Below are 17,120 nucleotides of genomic sequence, written 5' to 3' on the forward strand. Positions count from 1 at the left end.
TGCGCCTCGGCGTGCGCTACGACGAAACCGTCCATACCACCCACCGCACCCAAGCCCACAAACAGGCCGCATGAGGTTGACAGAGGATGTCTCACAGCAGCGCTCCCGCGGTCGCGACCGCCAGGGTGACGCCGACGGCGAAGGTGGCCGGGGCGAACCGGATCGCGAACCGGCGGCCGAACGCGCCGACCTGCATCGCGAACAGCTTCAGGTCGACCATCGGCCCGACGACGAGGAACGCCAGCCGGGCGGTGAGCGAGAACTGCGACAGCGAGGCGGCCACGAACGCGTCGGCCTCGGAGCAGATCGACAGCAGCACCGCGAGACCGGCCAGGGCGACGACGGCGAGCACGGCCCGTCCGGCCAGCACGTGCAGCCATTGCTGCGGCACCAGCACGTTGAGGCAGGCGGCCGCGGCGGCGCCGAGCACGAGGAAGCCCGCGGCGTCGGCGGCGTCCTGGCGTACCGTCGCGAAATAGGCGACCGCCCGGCTTCCGGACACGGGCTCGCGGTGCGGGGTGCGCAGCCAGTCGCCGCGCCCGAGCCGGAGCCACAGCCAGCCCATCGCCACGCTGGTGGCCAGGCTCGCGACGAGCCGGGCGACGACCATCATCGGCTCGCCGGGGAAGGCGACGGCGGTCGCGGCGAGCACGACCGGGTTGATCGCGGGCGCGGCGAGCAGGAACGCCAGCGCGGCGGCCGGGGTCACGCCGCGGCGCATCAGCGCGCCGGCGACGGGCACCGAGGCGCACTCACAGCCGGGCAGCGCGAGCCCGGCGATGCCCGCGACCGGCACCGCGAGGGCCGGCCGGGCGGGCAGCGCGCGGGCGAAGAAGCGCTCGGGCACGAGCACGGCGATGGCCGCGGACAGCAGCGTGCCGAGCACCACGAAGGGCATCGCCTGCACGACGATCGCGACGAAGACGGTGACCCACTCCTGCGCCCGCGGCGAGCCGAACGCGCCGCCGACCCGCCCGCGCAGGGCGATCGCCCCGATGAGCCCGACGGCGAGCAGCTCCAGGCCGTATGGTCGTACCTTCGCGCGCACCGCCACACGCTACGACACCGATCGTGATTCGTGCGCATGCGTGAATACGTTGGAATATCAGCATTCCCGCATGGGTCAGCCCCTGAGGCGTGCGTCACGCTGTGATCAGATGGACAATCTGAACGCTGATCGTTCAGATATCATGGAGCCAATGAGCGCGACGACAGCAGCACCGCCGGGGAGGCCCCGCGATCCGCAGGTCGACCGGCGGATCCTGCAGGCCGCCGTCGACGTGTTCGGCGACGGCGGGTGGGCCGGCTTCGCGATGGAGACCGTCGCGCGACGGGCCGGGGTCGGCAAGGCCTCGCTGTATCTGCGGTGGAGCACCAAGGAGGCGCTGCTCGCCGACGCGCTGGCGGCCGGGCTGGTCCGGGTCAGCGACGTGGACACGGGCACGCTGCGCGGCGACCTGATCGAGCTGGCCACGCAGGTGCTCGACCGCTACACCGGCCCGTCCAGCCGCGCGGCGCTGCGCCTCCCGCTCGAGGTGGGGACGATTCCGGGGGTGGCGGAGCAGTACGAGTCGCTGCGCATGGCCCAGATCGTCGCCGCCCGCGCCATCGTGCGCCGCGGCATCGACCGCGGCGAGCTGCCCGCCACGGTGTCGGTCACGCTGCTGCTCGACACGCTGGTCGGCGGCGCGATGATGCACGCGCTGAGCACACCTGCGGACAAACGCGGCCCCATCCCGGCGGACGCGGCGCGACTGGTCGACTTCCTGCTGCACACCGGGGGCAACTCGTGATCATCACCGGGACGGATCAGCACGAGGCGTGGCGGCGGCGGGTCATGCCGCCGATCGAGCGGGTGCGCCCCGGCGTGTGGTCGGTTCCCGTGCCGATTCCGAACAGCCCGCTGCGGTACACGCTGAGCTACCTCTTCCTCGACGACGCCGGCGTGCTGCTGGTCGACCCGGGCTGGGACTCGGACGCGGGACGCGCCGCGATCACGGCCGGGCTGGGCGCGGCCGGCGCGAGCCTCGAGGACGTCATCGGCGTCGTCGTCACCCACGTCCACCCCGACCACCACGGCATGAGCGGCTGGCTGCGCGAGCGGACCGGCGCCTGGATCGGCATGCACCCGGCCGAGGCGGCGACGCTGCCCGCCCGCTCGTGGCGCGACCGCGGCCGCAGCCCGGCGACCGACCGCGACTGGCTCCTGCGCCACGGGGCGCCCGAGTCCGAGGTCGACGAGCTGGTCATGCCGGAGGAGCGCGTCGAAGAGCTGATGGGCATGGCCGAGCCCGACCGCGCGATCGAGGACGGCGACCTGCTGCCCCTGGCCCGGCACGAGCTGCGCGCGATCTGGACGCCCGGCCACACGCCCGGCCACCTGTGCCTGCACGAGGCGGGCGCGGGCGTGCTGCTGACCGGCGACCATCTCCTGCCGCGGATCAGCCCCAACATCGGCGTGCACGCGATCACGGACGGCAACCCGCTCGGCGCCTACCTGGACTCGCTGGAGCTCGTCGCCAAGTTCGGGACGGACGAGGCGCTGCCGGCCCACGAGTACCGCTTCCGCGGCCTCGACGCCCGCGCCGCCGACCTCGTGCGCCACCACGACGAGCGCGGCGCCGAGATCATGCGCGCCATCGACACCCTCGGCTCGCCGACGGGCTGGGCGATCGCGGCCGCCATCACGTGGTCGCGCGGCTGGGACGCACTGCAGGGCATGCTGCGCCGCTTGGCACTGGCCGAGACCCTGGCCCACCTGGAGCACCTGTCCGTCCTCGGCACCGTCCGGGCGACGGCGGACTCCCCCGTGCGCTGGCACACGACCCGCGGCTGAACTCGGCCGACGCTCAGCCCGGGGCGGCATGGTGGCAGGCGGCCCGATGGTCGCCGCCGGTCATCGCGGGCTCCTCCGTCTCGCAACGGGTGCGCGGCAAAGGCTCCAGACGGGCGTACAACGGGCAGCGGCTCCGGAACCCGCAGCCCACCGGCCGCTCGTCGGCCGCCGGCGGGTCACCGGCGAGCAGGATGCGCTCGCGGCCGCGCTCGGCGTCCGGGTCGGGCACCGGCACCGCGGACAGCAGCGCCCGCGTGTACGGGTGCGCCGGCCGGGCCAGCACCCCGGCGGCCGGTCCGGTCTCCACGATCCGGCCCCGGTACATCACGCTGACCGCGTCCGCGATGCGAGCCACGACGGCGAGATCGTGGGTCACGACCAGGTAGGCGAGGCCGAGGCGCTCCTGCAGCCGGGCCAGCAACTCCAGCACCGCGGCCTGCACGGTCACGTCCAGCGAGGAGACCGGCTCGTCGAGCACGAGCAGGTCCGGCTCGACGGCGATGGCGCGCGCGATCGCGATGCGCTGCCGCTGGCCGCCGGAGAACTCGTGGGGGAAGCGTCCGGCCAGGGCCGGGTCCAGCCCGACGAGCCGCAGGACCTCGGCCGCCCGGGCACGGGCCGGCGCCGGGGCACACCCCTGCGCCAGCATCGGCTCGGCGATGACGTCGCCGACCGGGAGCCTCGGGTCCAGGCTGGCGAACGGGTCCTGGAACACCAGCTGCATCCGGCGGCGCAGCCCCGCGCGGTCGGCGCCGCTCAGGTGGGCGCCGACCGTGCGGCCGAACAGTTCGATGGTGCCGGCCTCCGGCGGCCGCAGGGCCAGCACCTCCAGCAGCGTCGTGGACTTGCCGCTGCCCGACTCCCCCACCAGCGCGTGGGTCCGGCCCGGGTCGACGGTCAGGTCGACGCCGTCGGCGGCGTGGATCGCGGCGGCCCGGCGGCGCAGGACGCGGCCTCGGTACACGGGAAAGGTGCGCCGCAGGCCGGTGACCCGGAGCACGGGCGGGCCGGGCGGGCGCTCACGCGCGGCGCGCGGGCGGTCGAGGCGCGGCCGGGCGGCCAGCAGCTCGCGGGTGTACGGGTCGTGCGGGTGGTGGTACAGCTGCCGCACCTCCGCCTCTTCGACGATCCGCCCGCCGCGCATGACGGCCACCGTGTCGGCGAGGCCGGCCACGACGCCGAGGTCGTGGCTCACAAAGACCAGCGCGGCGCCGGTGGCCTCGCGCACGTCCCGCAGGACCTGCAGGATCTGCGCCTGGACGGTCACGTCCAGTGCCGTTGTCGGCTCGTCGGCGAGGATCAGGTCGGGGTCGTTGGCGATGGCCAGGGCGATCATCACGCGCTGGCGCATGCCGCCCGAGAGCTCGTCCGGGAACGACCGCGCGCGCAGCTCGGGCGACGGGATGCCGACCAGGCGCAGGAGCTCCACGGCTCGCCGGCGGGCCTGCGCCCGGGACACGTCGCGGTGGGCGCGCACGGCCTCCGCCAGCTGGTCGCCCACCCGGTAGACGGGGGTCAGGGCGGAGAGGGAGTCCTGGAAGACGACCGCGGCGACCCGGCCTCGCAGTCGGCGCAGGGTGCCTGCGGTGGCGCCGACGACCTCGGTGCCGCCCAGCACGATGCTGCCGGCCACCGCGGCGTCGGCCGGGAGCAGTCCCAGGGCGGCCAGCACGGTCACGGACTTGCCGGAGCCGGACTCGCCGACGAGGCCCAGGACCTGTCCACGGTGGACGGTCAGGTCGATGCCGTCCACCGCGGGCGGGGCGGCGCCGAAGCGGACCGTCAGGCCCCGCACGGCCAGCACGGCACCGTCGGGCGGGGGCGGCGCCGCGACCGGGTGCGGGGGCCGGCGCCGGGCCGGGCCGGAGCGCGGGTCGACGGCGTCGCGCAGGGCGTCGCCGACCAGGTTGACCGCCAGCACGAAGACGACCAGCAGGCCGGCCGGGAAGAAGAACATCCACGGGTAGGTGACCGCCGAGGCGGTGCCGGCGGCGATCAGGGTGCCCAGCGACACGTCGGGGGGCTGGACGCCGAAGCCGAAGTACGACAGGGAGGTCTCGGTCATGACGGCGGCGCCGACGGCGAGGGTGGCGTCGATGATGAGGAAGGAGGCGGTGCTCGGCAGGACGTGGCGGACGATGATCCGTGGCGCGGAGACGCCCATGAACCGGGCCGCGCGGACGAACGGCAGGTCCTTGAGCGAGATCGTCAGGGACCGCACGACGCGGGCGGAGATCATCCAGCCGAAGATCGCGAGCAGGCCGACGAAGGCGACCCAGCCGCCGGCGCGCAGCCGGGGCGACACCACGGCGATGACCAGGAACGACGGGAACACCAGGAGCAGGTCGACGACGAGGACGAGGGCGCGCTCGGTCCAGCCGCCGGCATACCCGGCGACCGCGCCGACGGCGGCGGCCAGGGCCGTGGCGACCACGGCCACGGCGAGGCCGATGAGCAGCGACTTCTGCAGCCCGCGGACGGTCTGGGCGAACACGTCCTGGCCGATGCCGTTGGTGCCCCACCAGTGTGCCGCGGAGGGGGCGGCGCGCAGGGCGGCGTAGTCGATGTCGGTGTACGACCAGCGGGTCACCAGCGGGCCGGCGAACGCGAGCAGGAACAGCAACGCGACGACGGCGGCGCCGAACCGGGCGGCCTTGTCGCGGCGCAGGCGCCCGGCGACGACCCGCAGCCGGGTCGGCGGCGCCTGGCGGGCCTCGTCGGCGACCTCCGCGGCGAGCGTGTCAGCCACGGCGGCCGCCGAGGCGCACGCGCGGGTCGAGGACGGCGTGCAGGACGTCGGCGAGGAGCCCGGCGAACAGGACGGTGACGGCGGCGAAGAGGTTGACCGCCACGACCGCGTTGACGTCGTTGTTGTTGACCGAGTCGATGAACCACTCCCCCATGCCGTGCCAGCCGAAGATCTTCTCGGTGAAGGTGGCGCCGGTGAGCACGCCGACGAAGCCGAACGAGAAGAACGTCGACATCGGGATGAGCGCGGTGCGCAGGCCGTGCTTGACCAGCACGGTGCGGCGCGGCAGGCCCTTGGCCGCGGCCGTGCGCAGGTAGTCGGCGCCGAGCACGTCGAGCATGGCGCTGCGCTGGTAGCGGCTGTAGGTGGCCAGGGTGACCAGCCCGATCGACAGCGTCGGCAGCAGCAGGTGACCGGCCCGGTCGGCGAGCAGGGTCAGCGCCGAGCCGGTCAGGCCCGGCGAGCGCTCCCCGGTGAAGGCGACGACCTGCCGCCCGGCGGCCTGGTTCGCGGCCAGCGCACCGATCTTGAGCAGCAGCGCAATGAGGAACGTCGGCGTGGACAGCAGCAGGAACGCGAGCACCGTGAACGAGCGGTCGGAGAGCCGGTGCTGGCGCACCGCGCTCCACGCGCCGGCGGCCACCCCGGCGGCGATCCCGAGGGTGGTGCCGATCGCGAGCAGCCGCAGGCTCACCCCGACGCGGCGGCCGAACTCGGCGTTGACGGAGGTGCCGGTGATGCTCGTGCCGAGGTCGCCGCGGGCCGCCCGCCCGGCCCAGCCCGCGAAGCGCTCGGTGACCGGCCGGCGGTCGTCGAGCCCGATGGCGTGCAGCTGCCGGTCCACCTGCTCGGCCGGCGGCGGGGGCAGCCGGGCCTGGAAGTACGCGCGGGGCGACAGGGCGGTCGCCGCCAGGATGTAGGACAGAAACGCGGCCGAGAGCAGCAGGACCAGGTAGTAGGCGAGACGGCGGGCGAGGAAGGCCAGCACCAAACCTCCCATTGACGGATATCGTATTGATGAAGGTAGCAGAAGATGTATATATAGACGGTCTGCGAAGTATGGATCAGGGAGGCGGGTTCGATGCGGAACTCCACGGCGCTGGGCCTCGTCGCGCTGCTGGCCGGGGTCGGGCTGACCGCGGGCTGCGGCGGCGACGGCGCACCCGGCAAGCAGGGCACGCCGCCGAAGACCGGCAGCGCCGACATCAACCCGCAGCCGCGCGAGAGCCTGCGGCAGGGCGGCACGCTGAAGCTCTCGATTCAGCAGTGGATCACGCAGTACAACGTCGGGCAGGTCGACGGCACGCAGGGCGACGGCTCCTCGATCCTGTCGCTGGCCGAGCCGAAGCTGTGGTTCGCCGACGACAACGGGGTGCCGGCCGCCAACCCGGACGTGCTCGCCGCGGCGGACGTGAGCACCTCCGGGGGCGCGCAGGTCGTGACGTACAGGCTGAACCCCAAGGCCGCCTGGAGCGACTCGACGCCGATCACCTGGCAGGACTTCGCCACCAACTGGAAGACCCGCAACGGCTCCGACGAGCGGTTCCAGCTCTCGGGCACGACCGGCTACGACGCCATCGCGAACGTCGAGCGCGGAGCCGACGACCGCACCGTGAAGGTGACCTTCAAGACGCCGTACGCCGACTGGCAGACGCTCTTCGACCCGCTGCTGCCCGGCAGCGCGATCGACACGCCCGAGGAGTTCAACACCGGCTGGATCGAGAAGATCCCGGTCTGGGGCGGCCCGTGGAAGATCGGCTCGGCCGACAAGACCAGCCAGACGATCACCATGGTGCCGAACCCGTCGTACTGGGGCACGAAGCCGCTGCTCGACTCCATCGTGTACCGGGCGCTGGACAGCACCGCGATCACCGAGGCGTACCTCAACAACGAGATCGACCAGGCGCCCGGCCGCCAGCCCGAGGCCTACCAGCGCCTCGCCGGGGCCGCGAACACCGTCATCCGCACCGGCGGCCGCTGGGACGAGACGCAGCTGACGCTCGGGCACGCCGGGGCGCTCGCCGACGAGCGGGTCCGGCAGGCGATCCAGAACGCCGTGGACCGCGGCGCGATCGCCGCGGCCCAGTCCGCCGGGCTGCCGTTCAAGGTGAACACGCTCGGCAGCCACTTCTTCATGCCGAGCCAGGACGGGTACCGCGACACCAGCGCCGAGTTCGGGAAGTTCGACCTCGAGCGGGCCAGGCGCCTGCTCGACGAGGCCGGCTGGAAGGCGTCCGGGGACGGCCGGACCCGCACGAAGGACGGCGCGCCGCTGAAGCTCGTCTACGTGGTGAACGGCAACGGCAGCACGGACCTGCCGCAGCTCGTGCAGAACATGCTCGGCCAGGCGGGCGTCACCGTCGAGCTGCGCAAGGTGCCCGGGAACGACTACTTCGCGAAGTACGTCAACGTCGGCGCCTTCGACCTGGCCTCGTTCCGCCAGGTCGACAACGTGTTCCCCTCGCTGCTCTACCCGGTGTACCGCACCGGCGGCGACCAGAACTACGGCGGGGTCGGCACGCCGGAGATCGACGCGCTGATCGACCGCGCCGGGGCCGAGACGGACCGGGGTAAGGCCACCGAGCTGCTCAACCAGGCCGACGCCCTCCTGTGGAAGGCCGGGCACTCCGTGCCGCTGTTCCAGACGCCGCAGATCTCGGCCGTGCGCCCGGGCCTGGCGAACTTCGGGGCGTTCGGGTTGCGCAGTGAGCGGCAGTACGTCGACACCGGCTGGACCAGGTAGTCACGCCGGCGGCGGCCGCCGGCCCGCCCCGGCACACTCACTCTCGTCCGCGCGGATCTATGCTGACCGCCCGGGATCCGATAGCGTGCGCCGGTGCCTCGTGCCTCCCGTGCGCCCCTGATCGTGGGCCTGCTCGCCGTGCTGCCCGCCCTCGGCGGCCTCGCCTGGCTCGCCTGGGCCCTCGAGGCCGGCGTGGACAACGCGCGCGTCGAGCCGTACCTGTACGCCGGGGTCGCCGCCGAGGCCATCGTCTGGCTCATCCCCGCCGTCACGTTCGCGGTGCTGCTGCTCGTGACCGCCGGCCTGGTCGCGGCCCGGCGCCCCGCCGCCCGGCCGGTGCTGGTCGCCCTCGCGTTGGCCGGGGTCCCGCTGACACTGTGGCTGACGCTGGAGTACCACGGGCTGATGTACCCGGTCGGGTACGACGTCTGGATCGGCCCCGCGCGGTGGGTCGGCGCCGCGGCCACGGGCGTCGCGGTGCTGGGGCTGCTGGCCACCGCCGTCTGCCTGGCCCTCGCGGTGACCCGCCGCGCGCTGGCCCGGCCCGTGCCGCCGGACGCCCCGGTCCCGGCGAGCGCCCCCGGGCCGCTGCGGCGCACGCCGTGGCTGGTGGGCGCGGGAGCCGTGCTCGGCATCGGCTCGCTCGGGACGGCGCTCGTGCTCGACAGCTTCGTGACGGGCGCGCCGGCGGTGCTGGCGATCTTCGGCCTGGTCGCCGTGCTCATGGCCGCCGGCGGCATCGGGGCGGTGGTGGCCGCCGGCATCGCCCGCGACGGCCGGCGCGTGCCGGCCCGCCTGGCTCGCGTCGGCGCACAGGGACTGCTCGTCGGCCAGCTCGTCGCGGCCTGCCAGGTCCCGGAGACGACCGTGATCTCCCTGGGCCGGCTGGCCGGCACCGAGGCCGTGCCCGCCTGGATCGGGATCACGGTGTACGCGCTCACCGCCGCCGGCATCGTCGCGACCCTGCTCGGCCTGGCGGGCCTGGGCGACCCGCGCACCGAGCGCTACATCGCCGAGTCGCAGGCCCGCCGCGACCAGTGGGCGCTGTGGACGGGCTGGTCGACCCCGGTCATCCTGGCGCCCCAGCCCGAACCAACCCCGGCGCCGCCCGGAGGCTGGTCCGCACCCTGAGCCGAGGCCGGCCCCGGCGCCGGAACACGGCGATGGCGCGGACCGGAGCCGGTCCGCGCCATCGGGTGTCGTCGGGTCAGCGAACGCTGCGTCGACCGTAGAGACCGGCGACGGCCCAGACGCCGATCGCGGCCAGCACGACCTGGATGACGATCTCGAGCCAGTCGACGCCGGAAGTGTCGGCCCAGCCGAGACCGCGGGCGATCGCCGTGCCGATGAGCGCGGCGATGATGCCGATGACGATGGTGAGCCAGATCGGGATGTTCTGCTTGCCGGGCACGACCAGGCGCCCCAACGCGCCGATGATCAAGCCGACGACCAGTGCGGAGATGATGCCGCCGACAGTCATGTCACGCCTCCATTGTTCCGGGTGTTCCCTTGCCGACGCCTATGCCCGATCCGCGCGGAACGCAAACCGTGGCGTCCCCGGACCGTGGGGGCCGTCACACCGCGCGGACCTCGAAGGTCGTGGCGAGCTCGGCGGCCGAGCTGCCGCCGACCCACACGTCGAACGTCGTGGTGTCGAGGACCCAGTCGCGGACGGCCGCGTGCCAGTACCGCCGGTGCTGCGGCCCGACCGTGAACGTCACGCGGCGGGTCTCGCCCGGCGCCAGCTCGACCCGCGAGAAGCCCTTCAGCTCCCGGACGGGGCGGGAGGCGCGGCCGTGGCGCTGGTGGAGGTACAGCTGAACAACCTCGGGCGCGGGCCGCGCTCCGGTGTTGGTGACGTCGACCGACACGGTGACGTCGGCGTCCGGGGCGACGGTGTCGGCGGAGACGAACAGGTTCTCGTAGGCGAACCGGCCGTAGCTCAGGCCGTGGCCGAACGGGAACAGGGGCGTGCTCGCCTCGTCCCAGTAGCGGCGGCCCTGGTTCTGCGGCTCGTGCGAGCGTGTGTGTCCATAGTAGATCGGCACCTGGCCGACCGTGCGCGGCCACGTGAAGGGCAGCTTCCCGCCCGGGGACGCGGCGCCGAAGAGCAGGTCGGCGACGGCGTTGCCGCCCTGGCTGCCGGGGTACCAGATGTCCAGGATCGCCGGCACGTGCTCGGCCGGCCAGCGCAGGTCGAGCGGGCGGCCGTTCATGAGCAGCAGGACCGTCGGCGTGCCGGTGGCCGCGACCGCCCGCAACAGCTCCAGCTGCCGGCCCGGCAGCTCCAGCGAGGAGCGGGACGCGGCCTCGCCGATCATGTTCTGGTGCTCCCCCAGCACCACGATCGCGACGTCCGAGGACTCGGCGAGCGCGACGGCGCGGGCGAACTCGGCGTCGGCGTCGAACCCGTCGGGGTCCTCGGGACGGTTGCCGCCGAACTGGTCGAACATCGACGGGAACTCGCGCTGGGACACGGGGACGCCCTGGGCGTAGGACACCTCGGCGCCCGTCGCGCGCCGGATGCCGTCCAGCACCGTGACCGTCTCGGCGAGGTCGAAGTCGAACACCCACGGGCCGAGCGTCTCGCGCTGGGAGTCGGCGAGCGGCCCGAGCACGGCGATCGAGCCGAGCGCCCCGGGGTCGAGCGGCAGGAGGTCGCCGTCGTTCTTCAGCAGTACCGCACTGCGCCGCGCCGCCTCGCGCGCCACGACACGATGCTCCGGGTCGGCCAGCACCTCCCGGGCCCGGTCCTCGTCCACGAACGGCTCGTCGAGCAGCCCGAGCCGGAGCTTCGCCTCGAGGATGCGCCGCACGCTCGCGTCGATCGCGTCATTGGCCGCCGGTACATCCGGCAGATGGTCGTAGGCGGGCTCCGACACGGCCATCTCGAGGTCGACGCCGGCCGTGACCGCGCGGGCCGCCGCGTCCGCCGGGTCGGCGGCGAACCCGTGCGTCTGCAGGTTCTTGACCGCGTTGGCGTCGCTGACCACGAAGCCGGTGAAGCCCCACGTGTCCCGCAGCACCTTGGTCAGCAGCCAGTGGCTGCCCGAGGCGGGGACGCCGTTGAGGTCCATGTACGCGGTCATGATGTTGCCCGCCCCGGCCTCGACGGCGGCCCGGAACGGGGGCAGGTAAGTGTTCCACAGCTCGTACTCGGAGATGTTGGCCTCGTCGTAGTCGCGGCCGCCCAGGGACGCGCCGTATCCCGCGAAGTGCTTGGGACCGGCGATGATCCCGCCGCCCTGGAAGCCGCGGACCTGCGCGGCGGCCACGGCGGCGCCCAGGAACGGATCCTCGCCGGCGCCCTCGATGATGCGGCCCCAGCGCGGGTCGCGGGCGATGTCGACCATCGGCGCGAACGTCCAGTGGATGCCGACGGCCCGCGCCTCCCGGCCCGCGATCGCCTGGCCGCGCTCGATCGTCTCCGGGTCCCAGGAGGCGGCCATCGCGATCGGCACCGGGAAGATGGTCCGCAGGCCGTGGATGACGTCGTAGCCGAACAGCGCCGGGATGCCCTGCGGGTTGCCGTCGATCGCGAGGCGCTGGAGCCGGTTGACCTCGGCCGGGTCGGTGACGAACAGCAGCGACCCGGCCCCGCCCCGGCGCAGCGCCGCCTCGGTCGCCCGCGGCTGCTCGGCGGCGTCGACGCCCAGCGCGGGGTCGGCCTCGCCGGGGAGCGTGAAGTAGAAGTACTGAGTCAGCTGACCGGCCTTCTCCGCCGGCGACATGCCGGCCAGGAGCGCCTCGATCCGCTCGTCGGTCATCGCGGCCTACCTCACCTTTCTGATCGGCAGTACGACCAGTGCGCCGATCAGGGACGCCACACCGGCGCTGTACAACAGCAGGGTGTAATTCTGGTTGGTGGCGCTGCCGAGCGCCAGCAGCGCCGCGCCGATGACGGGCGCGACGGTCTGCGGCAGGGCGTTGGCGATGTTGAACACGCCGAGGTCCTTGCCGGCGTCGTCCGGGTTGGGCAGCACGTCGACGACGAGCGCCAGGTCCACCCCCACGTAGATGCCGGAGGCCACGCCGAGCACGGCCTCGACGGCGTAGAACTGGCCGAGGGTCGTGACGTGGGACAGCGCCGCGGTGCCGGCGCCGAACAGCAGCGTCGAGCCGGCGACGAGGAACTTGCGGCGCCCGGTGCGGTCGGAGATCCGTCCGGCGATCCAGCCGCAGGCGATCAGGGCGATCGTGTAGATGAGCACGCCGACGGTCACCGCGGCGGGAGCGGAGTCGGCGGACAGCCCGACGCGGTCCTGCAGGAAGTAGAGCCGGAACGTGGTGAACATGTAGGTGGCGAGGGTGATGAGGAACCGCGAGGCCCACGCGAGCGCGAAGTCGCGGTTCTCGCGCGGGTTCACCCAGAACCAGTCCTTGATGGGGGCCGGCGGCGGCCGGATGCGCAGCCGCTGGTCGGGCAGGACGATGGCGAACACCAGCATGGCCCCGATCGAGAGCACGGCCGGCGCCACGAACATGATCACGATCTGGTGCTGGAAGCGCTGCGCCACGTAGGTCCCGCCGAGGATGCCGACGTTCTGGGCGATGCCGAGCAGCGCCGAGACGCTGCCGCGCTGAAACGTCGGCACCTGGTCGGCGATGGTGGCGATGAACGGGGCCAGGGTCGCGTTGGCGCCGAGCTGGGCCAGGCACCAGCCGGCCGTGACGACCGCGACCGATTGGCCGAGCGCCATGACGAGCAGGGCCAGGGTCATGACGACGGTACCGGCGACGATCCACGGCCGCCGCCGCCCCCACCGTGACGTGGTGCGGTCGGAGAGCCGGCCGAAGACCACGTTGCCGACGACCGCGAACAGCGCCCCGAAGCCGGCGACGGTCCCCAGCGCGGAGGTCTTCTGCTCGCTGGGGACGATCTGCTGCACCTTGATGCCGATGCCGACGATCGCGGGCCCGAGAAGCGCGACGTAGAACACGAGCTGGGCGACGATGAGCCAGACGACGTAGCGCCGCCCGACCGGTCGCGTCGGCTCGGCGAACCAGTGGTGCTCTTGCTGGGTCGCGACCACACGGCGCGCTACCCCGGCGCCCGCGGCCTATGCACGCCGGCTCGCGGCGCGGCGGGCGCGGCGGCGCGGTCAGCCGAGGAGGGCCTGGCCGATCCAGCCGCCCTCCTCGCAGCCGGGCGGGATCGCGAACACGGCCGAGCCGATCGGGGTGATCCACTCGTTGAGCAGGTCCGCCTCGGCGAGGTTGCGCTGGATGGGCAGGAACTGCCGGGCGATGTCGCGCTGGAAGGAGGCGAAGACGAGGCCGGCGTCGGCGGTGCCGTCCGCGGCCGGCGGCTCGTCGTAGTTGTACGGGCGGCGGAAGATGCGCTGCCGGTCGCTGAGCACGTGCGCCCGGGCCGCGTGCGAGAACTCCGAGATGACCGGGAAGCCGATGGCGTTCTTCGCCCCCAGGTCGAGCGGGTCGTGCTCGTGCCGGCCGGTGAGCGGGGCGCCGTCGGCGAGGCGGCGGCCGACGGCGAACTCCTTGCCCACCGTGTCCGCCGCGTCCCACGTCTCGAGCTCGGCCCGGATGCGGCGCAGCACGAGGGTCGTGCCACCGCCCCGCAGCCACTCCGGCCCCTCGTCGGTCCACACGGCCCCGGCGAAGACGTCGGTGCCGGGCTCGGGATTGGCGGTGCCGTCGACCTGCCCGAGCACGTTGCGCTGGGTCACCCCGTCGTCCTGCATGCCGCGAGCTCGCCGGAAGCCGCGCTGCACCCAGCGCACGGACGCGAACGCCCGGGCGTCCTTGACGAGCATGCGCTGCGCGTGGGCCACGGTGACCGGGTCGTCGGCGCAGATCTGCAGCAGCAGGTCCCCGTCGCACCACTGCGGCCGCAGCCGGTCGATCCCGAACGCGGGCAGCGGCCGCAGCGACTCGGGCCGCTGCGCGACCAGCCCGGCGGCGTCGAACAGGCCCGGCCCGAACCCGAACGTGACGGTGAGCCGGGCGGGCACGGCGGCGAGCTCCGGCTGCCCGTCGGCGAGCGGTGGCGTGCCCCGGGTGAGCCGGGCGGCGTCGTCCGTGAGCAGGCGCATGAGCCGTGCGAGCGCGGCGCGGTCGGTGCCGGGCTTGAGATCGAGCGCGACGAACGCGGCGTGCGCCTGCGCGGGCGTCTCGATGCCGGCCTGGTGCGGGCCGTGGAACGGCACGGCCTGCCCGCCGAAGTCCACAGTGGACGGCTCCGGCCCGGCGGTCGTCACGAGCGCCGCCGCGCCGGCCCCGGCCAGCGTCAGCGCGCCGCCGGCGAGCAGGGCCCGCCGCGCGACCCGGTGCGGCACGTCAGCCCATCCCGGGCTGGTAGGACTCGTTGCCGCCGGCGAAGTCCTTGCCCAGCGCGGTGAACCGCACGGTGTCGCCGCCCTGCAGGGTGAGCGTGAAGGTGACCTGGTCGCCGGGCTTCACCGGGGTCTTCACGTCCATGAGCATGAAGTGGTCGCCGCCGGGCTTGAACTCGTGGCTGCCGTGGGCCGGGATGGTGAAGCCGCCCTCCTTGGGCTTCATCGCCATCTTGCCGTCGACCATCGTGGTCTCGTGCAGCTCCATCATCGGCGAGGCGGTGGACGCGACCGACACGATGGTGACGTCCTTGCCGCCGGTGTTCATCACGGTGCCGTACGCGGCCGACATGCCCGAGTCGGCGGTCTTCACCCACGGGTCCTTCACGACGAGCGCGGACTGCGAGGGGACCGCGGAAGGCGTGCTGGAGGCGCCGCACCCGGCGAGGGTGAGCAGCAGTGCGGCGCCGAACGTGCGCAGCGGCAACGACATCGAACATCCTTAGTACAGTGTGGACAGTCACGGGGATAGTCGCCGCGGCATGGCCTAAAGTTCCCGCCATGCGTTGCACCATTCGCGTTCTTCTCGTCGCCGCGGCGCTCGTGCTGCTCGCCCCGGCGACGCCCGCGTTCGCGCACTCCCGGCTCGTGGCCAGCGATCCGGCCGACGGGGCCACGGTGAGCACACCGTTGGACGCCGTCGCGCTGACCTTCAGCGACGGCGTTCAGCAGCAGTTCAGCACGGTCGTGGTGACCGGCGCCGACGATTCGTCCTATGTAGACGGATCGCCGCGCGTCGCCGACCGGACCCTCACCCAGCCGATCAGGCCGTTGCCGAACGGTGCGGTGCGGGTCGCCTGGCGCACGGTCTCCGCCGACGGTCATCCGATCGAGGGGCAGTTCTCCTTCACGGTCTCCGGTTCCGGGGTGCGGGCCGCGACCGCCGCCCCCTCGGCGACGACGGCGGCGACGACGGACACGACCAAGGACGCAGCCGGGGGCTCCGGCGCGATGCCGTGGGTCGTCGGCGGCGTCGTCATCGTCATCGCGCTGCTGGCCGGCACCGCGTTCGCAGGCTCGCGGCGGCGTCGGCGATCAGGAACGCCAGCAGCGTGACGCCGAAGGTGGGCAGCGCCCACCCGATCGCCGCGGTGACGAGCACTCCGGCGACGAGCAGCGGCGGGCGCACCCCGCGCCAGGCGCCCCGGGCCGGCGGCGGGCCGACCGGGGCCCGGCGATCGGCGCGCGTCGGGCGGCGCTGCCACCACATGCGGTAGCCCCACGTGATGACGCAGAGCAGGCCGATCGCGAGCGCGGCGAGCAACAGCTGGTTGGCCAGGCCGAACAGGTAGCCCATGTGCGCCTGCACGCCAAGGGCGCTCAGTTTGGCCAGGAAGGGCCAGTCGGCGTAGTCGGTGCGGTGCACGATCGTGCCGCTCGCCGGGTCGATGGCGACCTTGTCGAAGTGGACCGGCCAGACGTTGTCGTTCTCGACGACCGACCAGGCCGCGCCCGCCTCGGCCGGGGGTGAGATCTCGATCGGGCCGGAGAGGCCACCGGCCAGCGCGATGCGCAGCACGGCGTCGATCTGGGCCGGGTCGCCCGCGGCCGTGGCCGGGGCCTCGCCGTGGTGGGCTGCCCCGGCGGGGGCGGCCGCGCCGGTCAGGGAGGTGTCGAGGGCCGGGCGGCGGGCGTCCATCGCGTCGAGGGCGTCGCCGAAGTTCCCGCCCGCCCAGCGCGACCAGGTCAGGCCGGTGGCGGAGAGGAACAGCAGGCCGATGACGAGCCAGACGCCTGTCGCGGCGTGGAAGCCGCGGGTGCGGCGGACGCCCTTGGCCGCCTTGAGGTCGTACAACAGGAAGCGCTCGGCCCGGCGTCGCCGCTGGCGCTTCCACCAGAGGATCAGCCCGCCGAGCACGAGGACCCACAGCCAGCTCGCGGCGGTCTCGGAGTAGATGCGGCCGAGCGCGCCGAGGTGCAGGTTGCGGTGCAGGTCGTCGAGCCAGGTCATGAGCGGGGTCTCGCCGAACCAGGTGGTCAGCCGGCCGCGGATCTCGCCGGTGTACGGGTCGACGTACACGGTGTGCTGCTTCTCCCCCAGCTCCGGCAGGCTGAACACCACGCGCGTGGTGGCGTCCGGCGCGGCGGCGGGGATGACGGTCGCGAGGGTGCCGTCGGGGTGGGCGGCGATCGCGGCGGCGACCTGCTCCGACAGCGGCTTGGGCAGGCCCGGGCCGACCTGGGCGGCGTGCAGCTCGCGGTCGTAGACGAGCCGGTCGAGCTGCGGGCTGAACGCGAACAGCAGGCCGGTGACGGCGGCGACGGCCAGCAGTGGTGCGACGAGGACACCGCCGTAGAAGTGCAGGCGGGTCAGCAGCGGGACGAGCGACCACGCGCGGCCCGTGGCGGCGGGCCCGGGTGGCAGCTCCTCGGTGGGCGGCGAGACATCGGTGGCGACTGACATACCCCCCTAGTCGACCGGCGGATCGGGAAAGTTCC

14 protein-coding genes are annotated in these 17,120 nt (G+C 73.7%); 5 read left to right on the forward strand and 9 right to left on the reverse strand.

Annotation, left to right across the window (positions count from 1 at the left end; all coding sequences use genetic code 11):
• Nucleotides 1-91: 91 nt before the first annotated feature.
• Nucleotides 92-1,054, reverse strand: coding sequence for a permease (locus ABT369_RS29370; protein ID WP_502891840.1), 963 nt, complete (start codon nt 1,052-1,054; stop codon nt 92-94).
• Nucleotides 1,055-1,199: 145 nt separating this feature from the next.
• Between ABT369_RS29370 and ABT369_RS29375 the strand changes: the two genes are divergently transcribed.
• Nucleotides 1,200-1,793 carry a TetR/AcrR family transcriptional regulator gene (locus tag ABT369_RS29375; RefSeq protein WP_350616760.1) on the forward strand — a complete coding sequence of 198 codons (594 nt, stop codon included), beginning with the start codon at nt 1,200-1,202 and terminating at the stop codon, nt 1,791-1,793.
• Nucleotides 1,790-2,836: an MBL fold metallo-hydrolase gene (locus ABT369_RS29380; protein ID WP_350616761.1), complete on the forward strand. Its 1,047-nt coding sequence runs from the start codon at nt 1,790-1,792 to the stop codon at nt 2,834-2,836. Before ABT369_RS29375 ends, ABT369_RS29380 begins: the two co-directional genes overlap by 4 nt.
• A 13-nt stretch (nt 2,837-2,849) precedes the next feature.
• Here ABT369_RS29380 and ABT369_RS29385 read toward each other — a convergent pair whose 3' ends face one another.
• Together ABT369_RS29385 and ABT369_RS29390 are read right to left on the reverse strand one after the other, a co-directional pair.
• Nucleotides 2,850-5,585, reverse strand: coding sequence for a dipeptide ABC transporter ATP-binding protein (locus tag ABT369_RS29385; RefSeq protein WP_350616763.1), 2,736 nt, complete (start codon nt 5,583-5,585; stop codon nt 2,850-2,852).
• A complete protein-coding gene (locus tag ABT369_RS29390) occupies nt 5,578-6,585 on the reverse strand; it encodes an ABC transporter permease (RefSeq protein ID WP_350616764.1) in 1,008 nt (335 codons plus the stop codon). The genes ABT369_RS29385 and ABT369_RS29390 overlap by 8 nt, the downstream gene beginning before the upstream one ends.
• An 81-nt stretch (nt 6,586-6,666) precedes the next feature.
• On the opposite strand from ABT369_RS29390, the gene ABT369_RS29395 reads away from it, so the two are divergent.
• Both ABT369_RS29395 and ABT369_RS29400 read left to right on the forward strand, forming a co-directional pair.
• Nucleotides 6,667-8,328: an ABC transporter family substrate-binding protein gene (locus ABT369_RS29395; RefSeq protein ID WP_350616766.1), complete on the forward strand. Its 1,662-nt coding sequence runs from the start codon at nt 6,667-6,669 to the stop codon at nt 8,326-8,328.
• A gap of 93 nt (nt 8,329-8,421) precedes the next feature.
• Nucleotides 8,422-9,459 (forward strand): hypothetical protein, encoded by a 1,038-nt coding sequence (locus ABT369_RS29400; RefSeq protein ID WP_350616768.1) that lies wholly within the window; start codon nt 8,422-8,424, stop codon nt 9,457-9,459.
• Nucleotides 9,460-9,535: 76 nt separating this feature from the next.
• On the opposite strand, the gene ABT369_RS29405 is transcribed toward ABT369_RS29400, so the two are convergent.
• From ABT369_RS29405 to ABT369_RS29425, 5 genes are all read right to left on the reverse strand, one after another.
• The gene (locus ABT369_RS29405; protein ID WP_350616769.1) at nt 9,536-9,808 is read right to left on the reverse strand and encodes a GlsB/YeaQ/YmgE family stress response membrane protein; all 273 of its coding nucleotides are present in this window, start codon (nt 9,806-9,808) and stop codon (nt 9,536-9,538) included.
• Between the two features lie 94 nt (nt 9,809-9,902).
• Nucleotides 9,903-12,095 (reverse strand): glycoside hydrolase family 3 N-terminal domain-containing protein, encoded by a 2,193-nt coding sequence (locus ABT369_RS29410; protein WP_350616771.1) that lies wholly within the window; start codon nt 12,093-12,095, stop codon nt 9,903-9,905.
• A 6-nt stretch (nt 12,096-12,101) separates the two neighbouring features.
• Nucleotides 12,102-13,361, reverse strand: a complete 1,260-nt coding sequence (locus tag ABT369_RS29415) for an MFS transporter (protein WP_350616773.1) — start codon at nt 13,359-13,361, stop codon at nt 12,102-12,104.
• A 69-nt stretch (nt 13,362-13,430) separates the two neighbouring features.
• A complete protein-coding gene (locus ABT369_RS29420) occupies nt 13,431-14,624 on the reverse strand; it encodes a Dyp-type peroxidase (RefSeq protein ID WP_350616775.1) in 1,194 nt (397 codons plus the stop codon).
• A 1-nt stretch (nt 14,625) separates the two neighbouring features.
• Nucleotides 14,626-15,114 (reverse strand): copper chaperone PCu(A)C, encoded by a 489-nt coding sequence (locus ABT369_RS29425; RefSeq protein ID WP_350616776.1) that lies wholly within the window; start codon nt 15,112-15,114, stop codon nt 14,626-14,628.
• 68 nt (nt 15,115-15,182) lie between these two features.
• Here ABT369_RS29425 and ABT369_RS29430 point away from each other — a divergent pair, with 68 nt between their 5' ends.
• Nucleotides 15,183-15,737 (forward strand): copper resistance CopC family protein, encoded by a 555-nt coding sequence (locus ABT369_RS29430; protein ID WP_350616778.1) that lies wholly within the window; start codon nt 15,183-15,185, stop codon nt 15,735-15,737.
• Here the strand turns inward: ABT369_RS29430 and ABT369_RS29435 are convergent.
• Nucleotides 15,664-17,085 (reverse strand): PepSY-associated TM helix domain-containing protein, encoded by a 1,422-nt coding sequence (locus ABT369_RS29435; RefSeq protein ID WP_350616780.1) that lies wholly within the window; start codon nt 17,083-17,085, stop codon nt 15,664-15,666. The genes ABT369_RS29430 and ABT369_RS29435 overlap by 74 nt on opposite strands.
• Nucleotides 17,086-17,120 lie beyond the last annotated feature (35 nt).

The sequence above is a fragment of the Dactylosporangium sp. NPDC000244 genome (assembly GCF_040300725.1).
Taxonomy (GTDB): domain Bacteria; phylum Actinomycetota; class Actinomycetes; order Mycobacteriales; family Micromonosporaceae; genus Dactylosporangium.

Bases quoted from the DNA above. Each gene is read 5' to 3' on its own strand.
- ABT369_RS29375 (WP_350616760.1), top strand. From the start codon at position 1,200: ATGAGCGCGACGACAGCAGCACCGCCGGGGAGGCCCCGCGATCCGCAG.
- ABT369_RS29390 (WP_350616764.1), bottom strand. From the start codon at position 6,585: ATGGGAGGTTTGGTGCTGGCCTTCCTCGCCCGCCGTCTCGCCTACTAC.
- ABT369_RS29395 (WP_350616766.1), top strand. From the start codon at position 6,667: ATGCGGAACTCCACGGCGCTGGGCCTCGTCGCGCTGCTGGCCGGGGTC.
- ABT369_RS29405 (WP_350616769.1), bottom strand. From the start codon at position 9,808: ATGACTGTCGGCGGCATCATCTCCGCACTGGTCGTCGGCTTGATCATC.
- ABT369_RS29410 (WP_350616771.1), bottom strand. From the start codon at position 12,095: ATGACCGACGAGCGGATCGAGGCGCTCCTGGCCGGCATGTCGCCGGCG.
- ABT369_RS29425 (WP_350616776.1), bottom strand. From the start codon at position 15,114: ATGTCGTTGCCGCTGCGCACGTTCGGCGCCGCACTGCTGCTCACCCTC.
- ABT369_RS29430 (WP_350616778.1), top strand. From the start codon at position 15,183: ATGCGTTGCACCATTCGCGTTCTTCTCGTCGCCGCGGCGCTCGTGCTG.
- ABT369_RS29435 (WP_350616780.1), bottom strand. From the start codon at position 17,085: ATGTCAGTCGCCACCGATGTCTCGCCGCCCACCGAGGAGCTGCCACCC.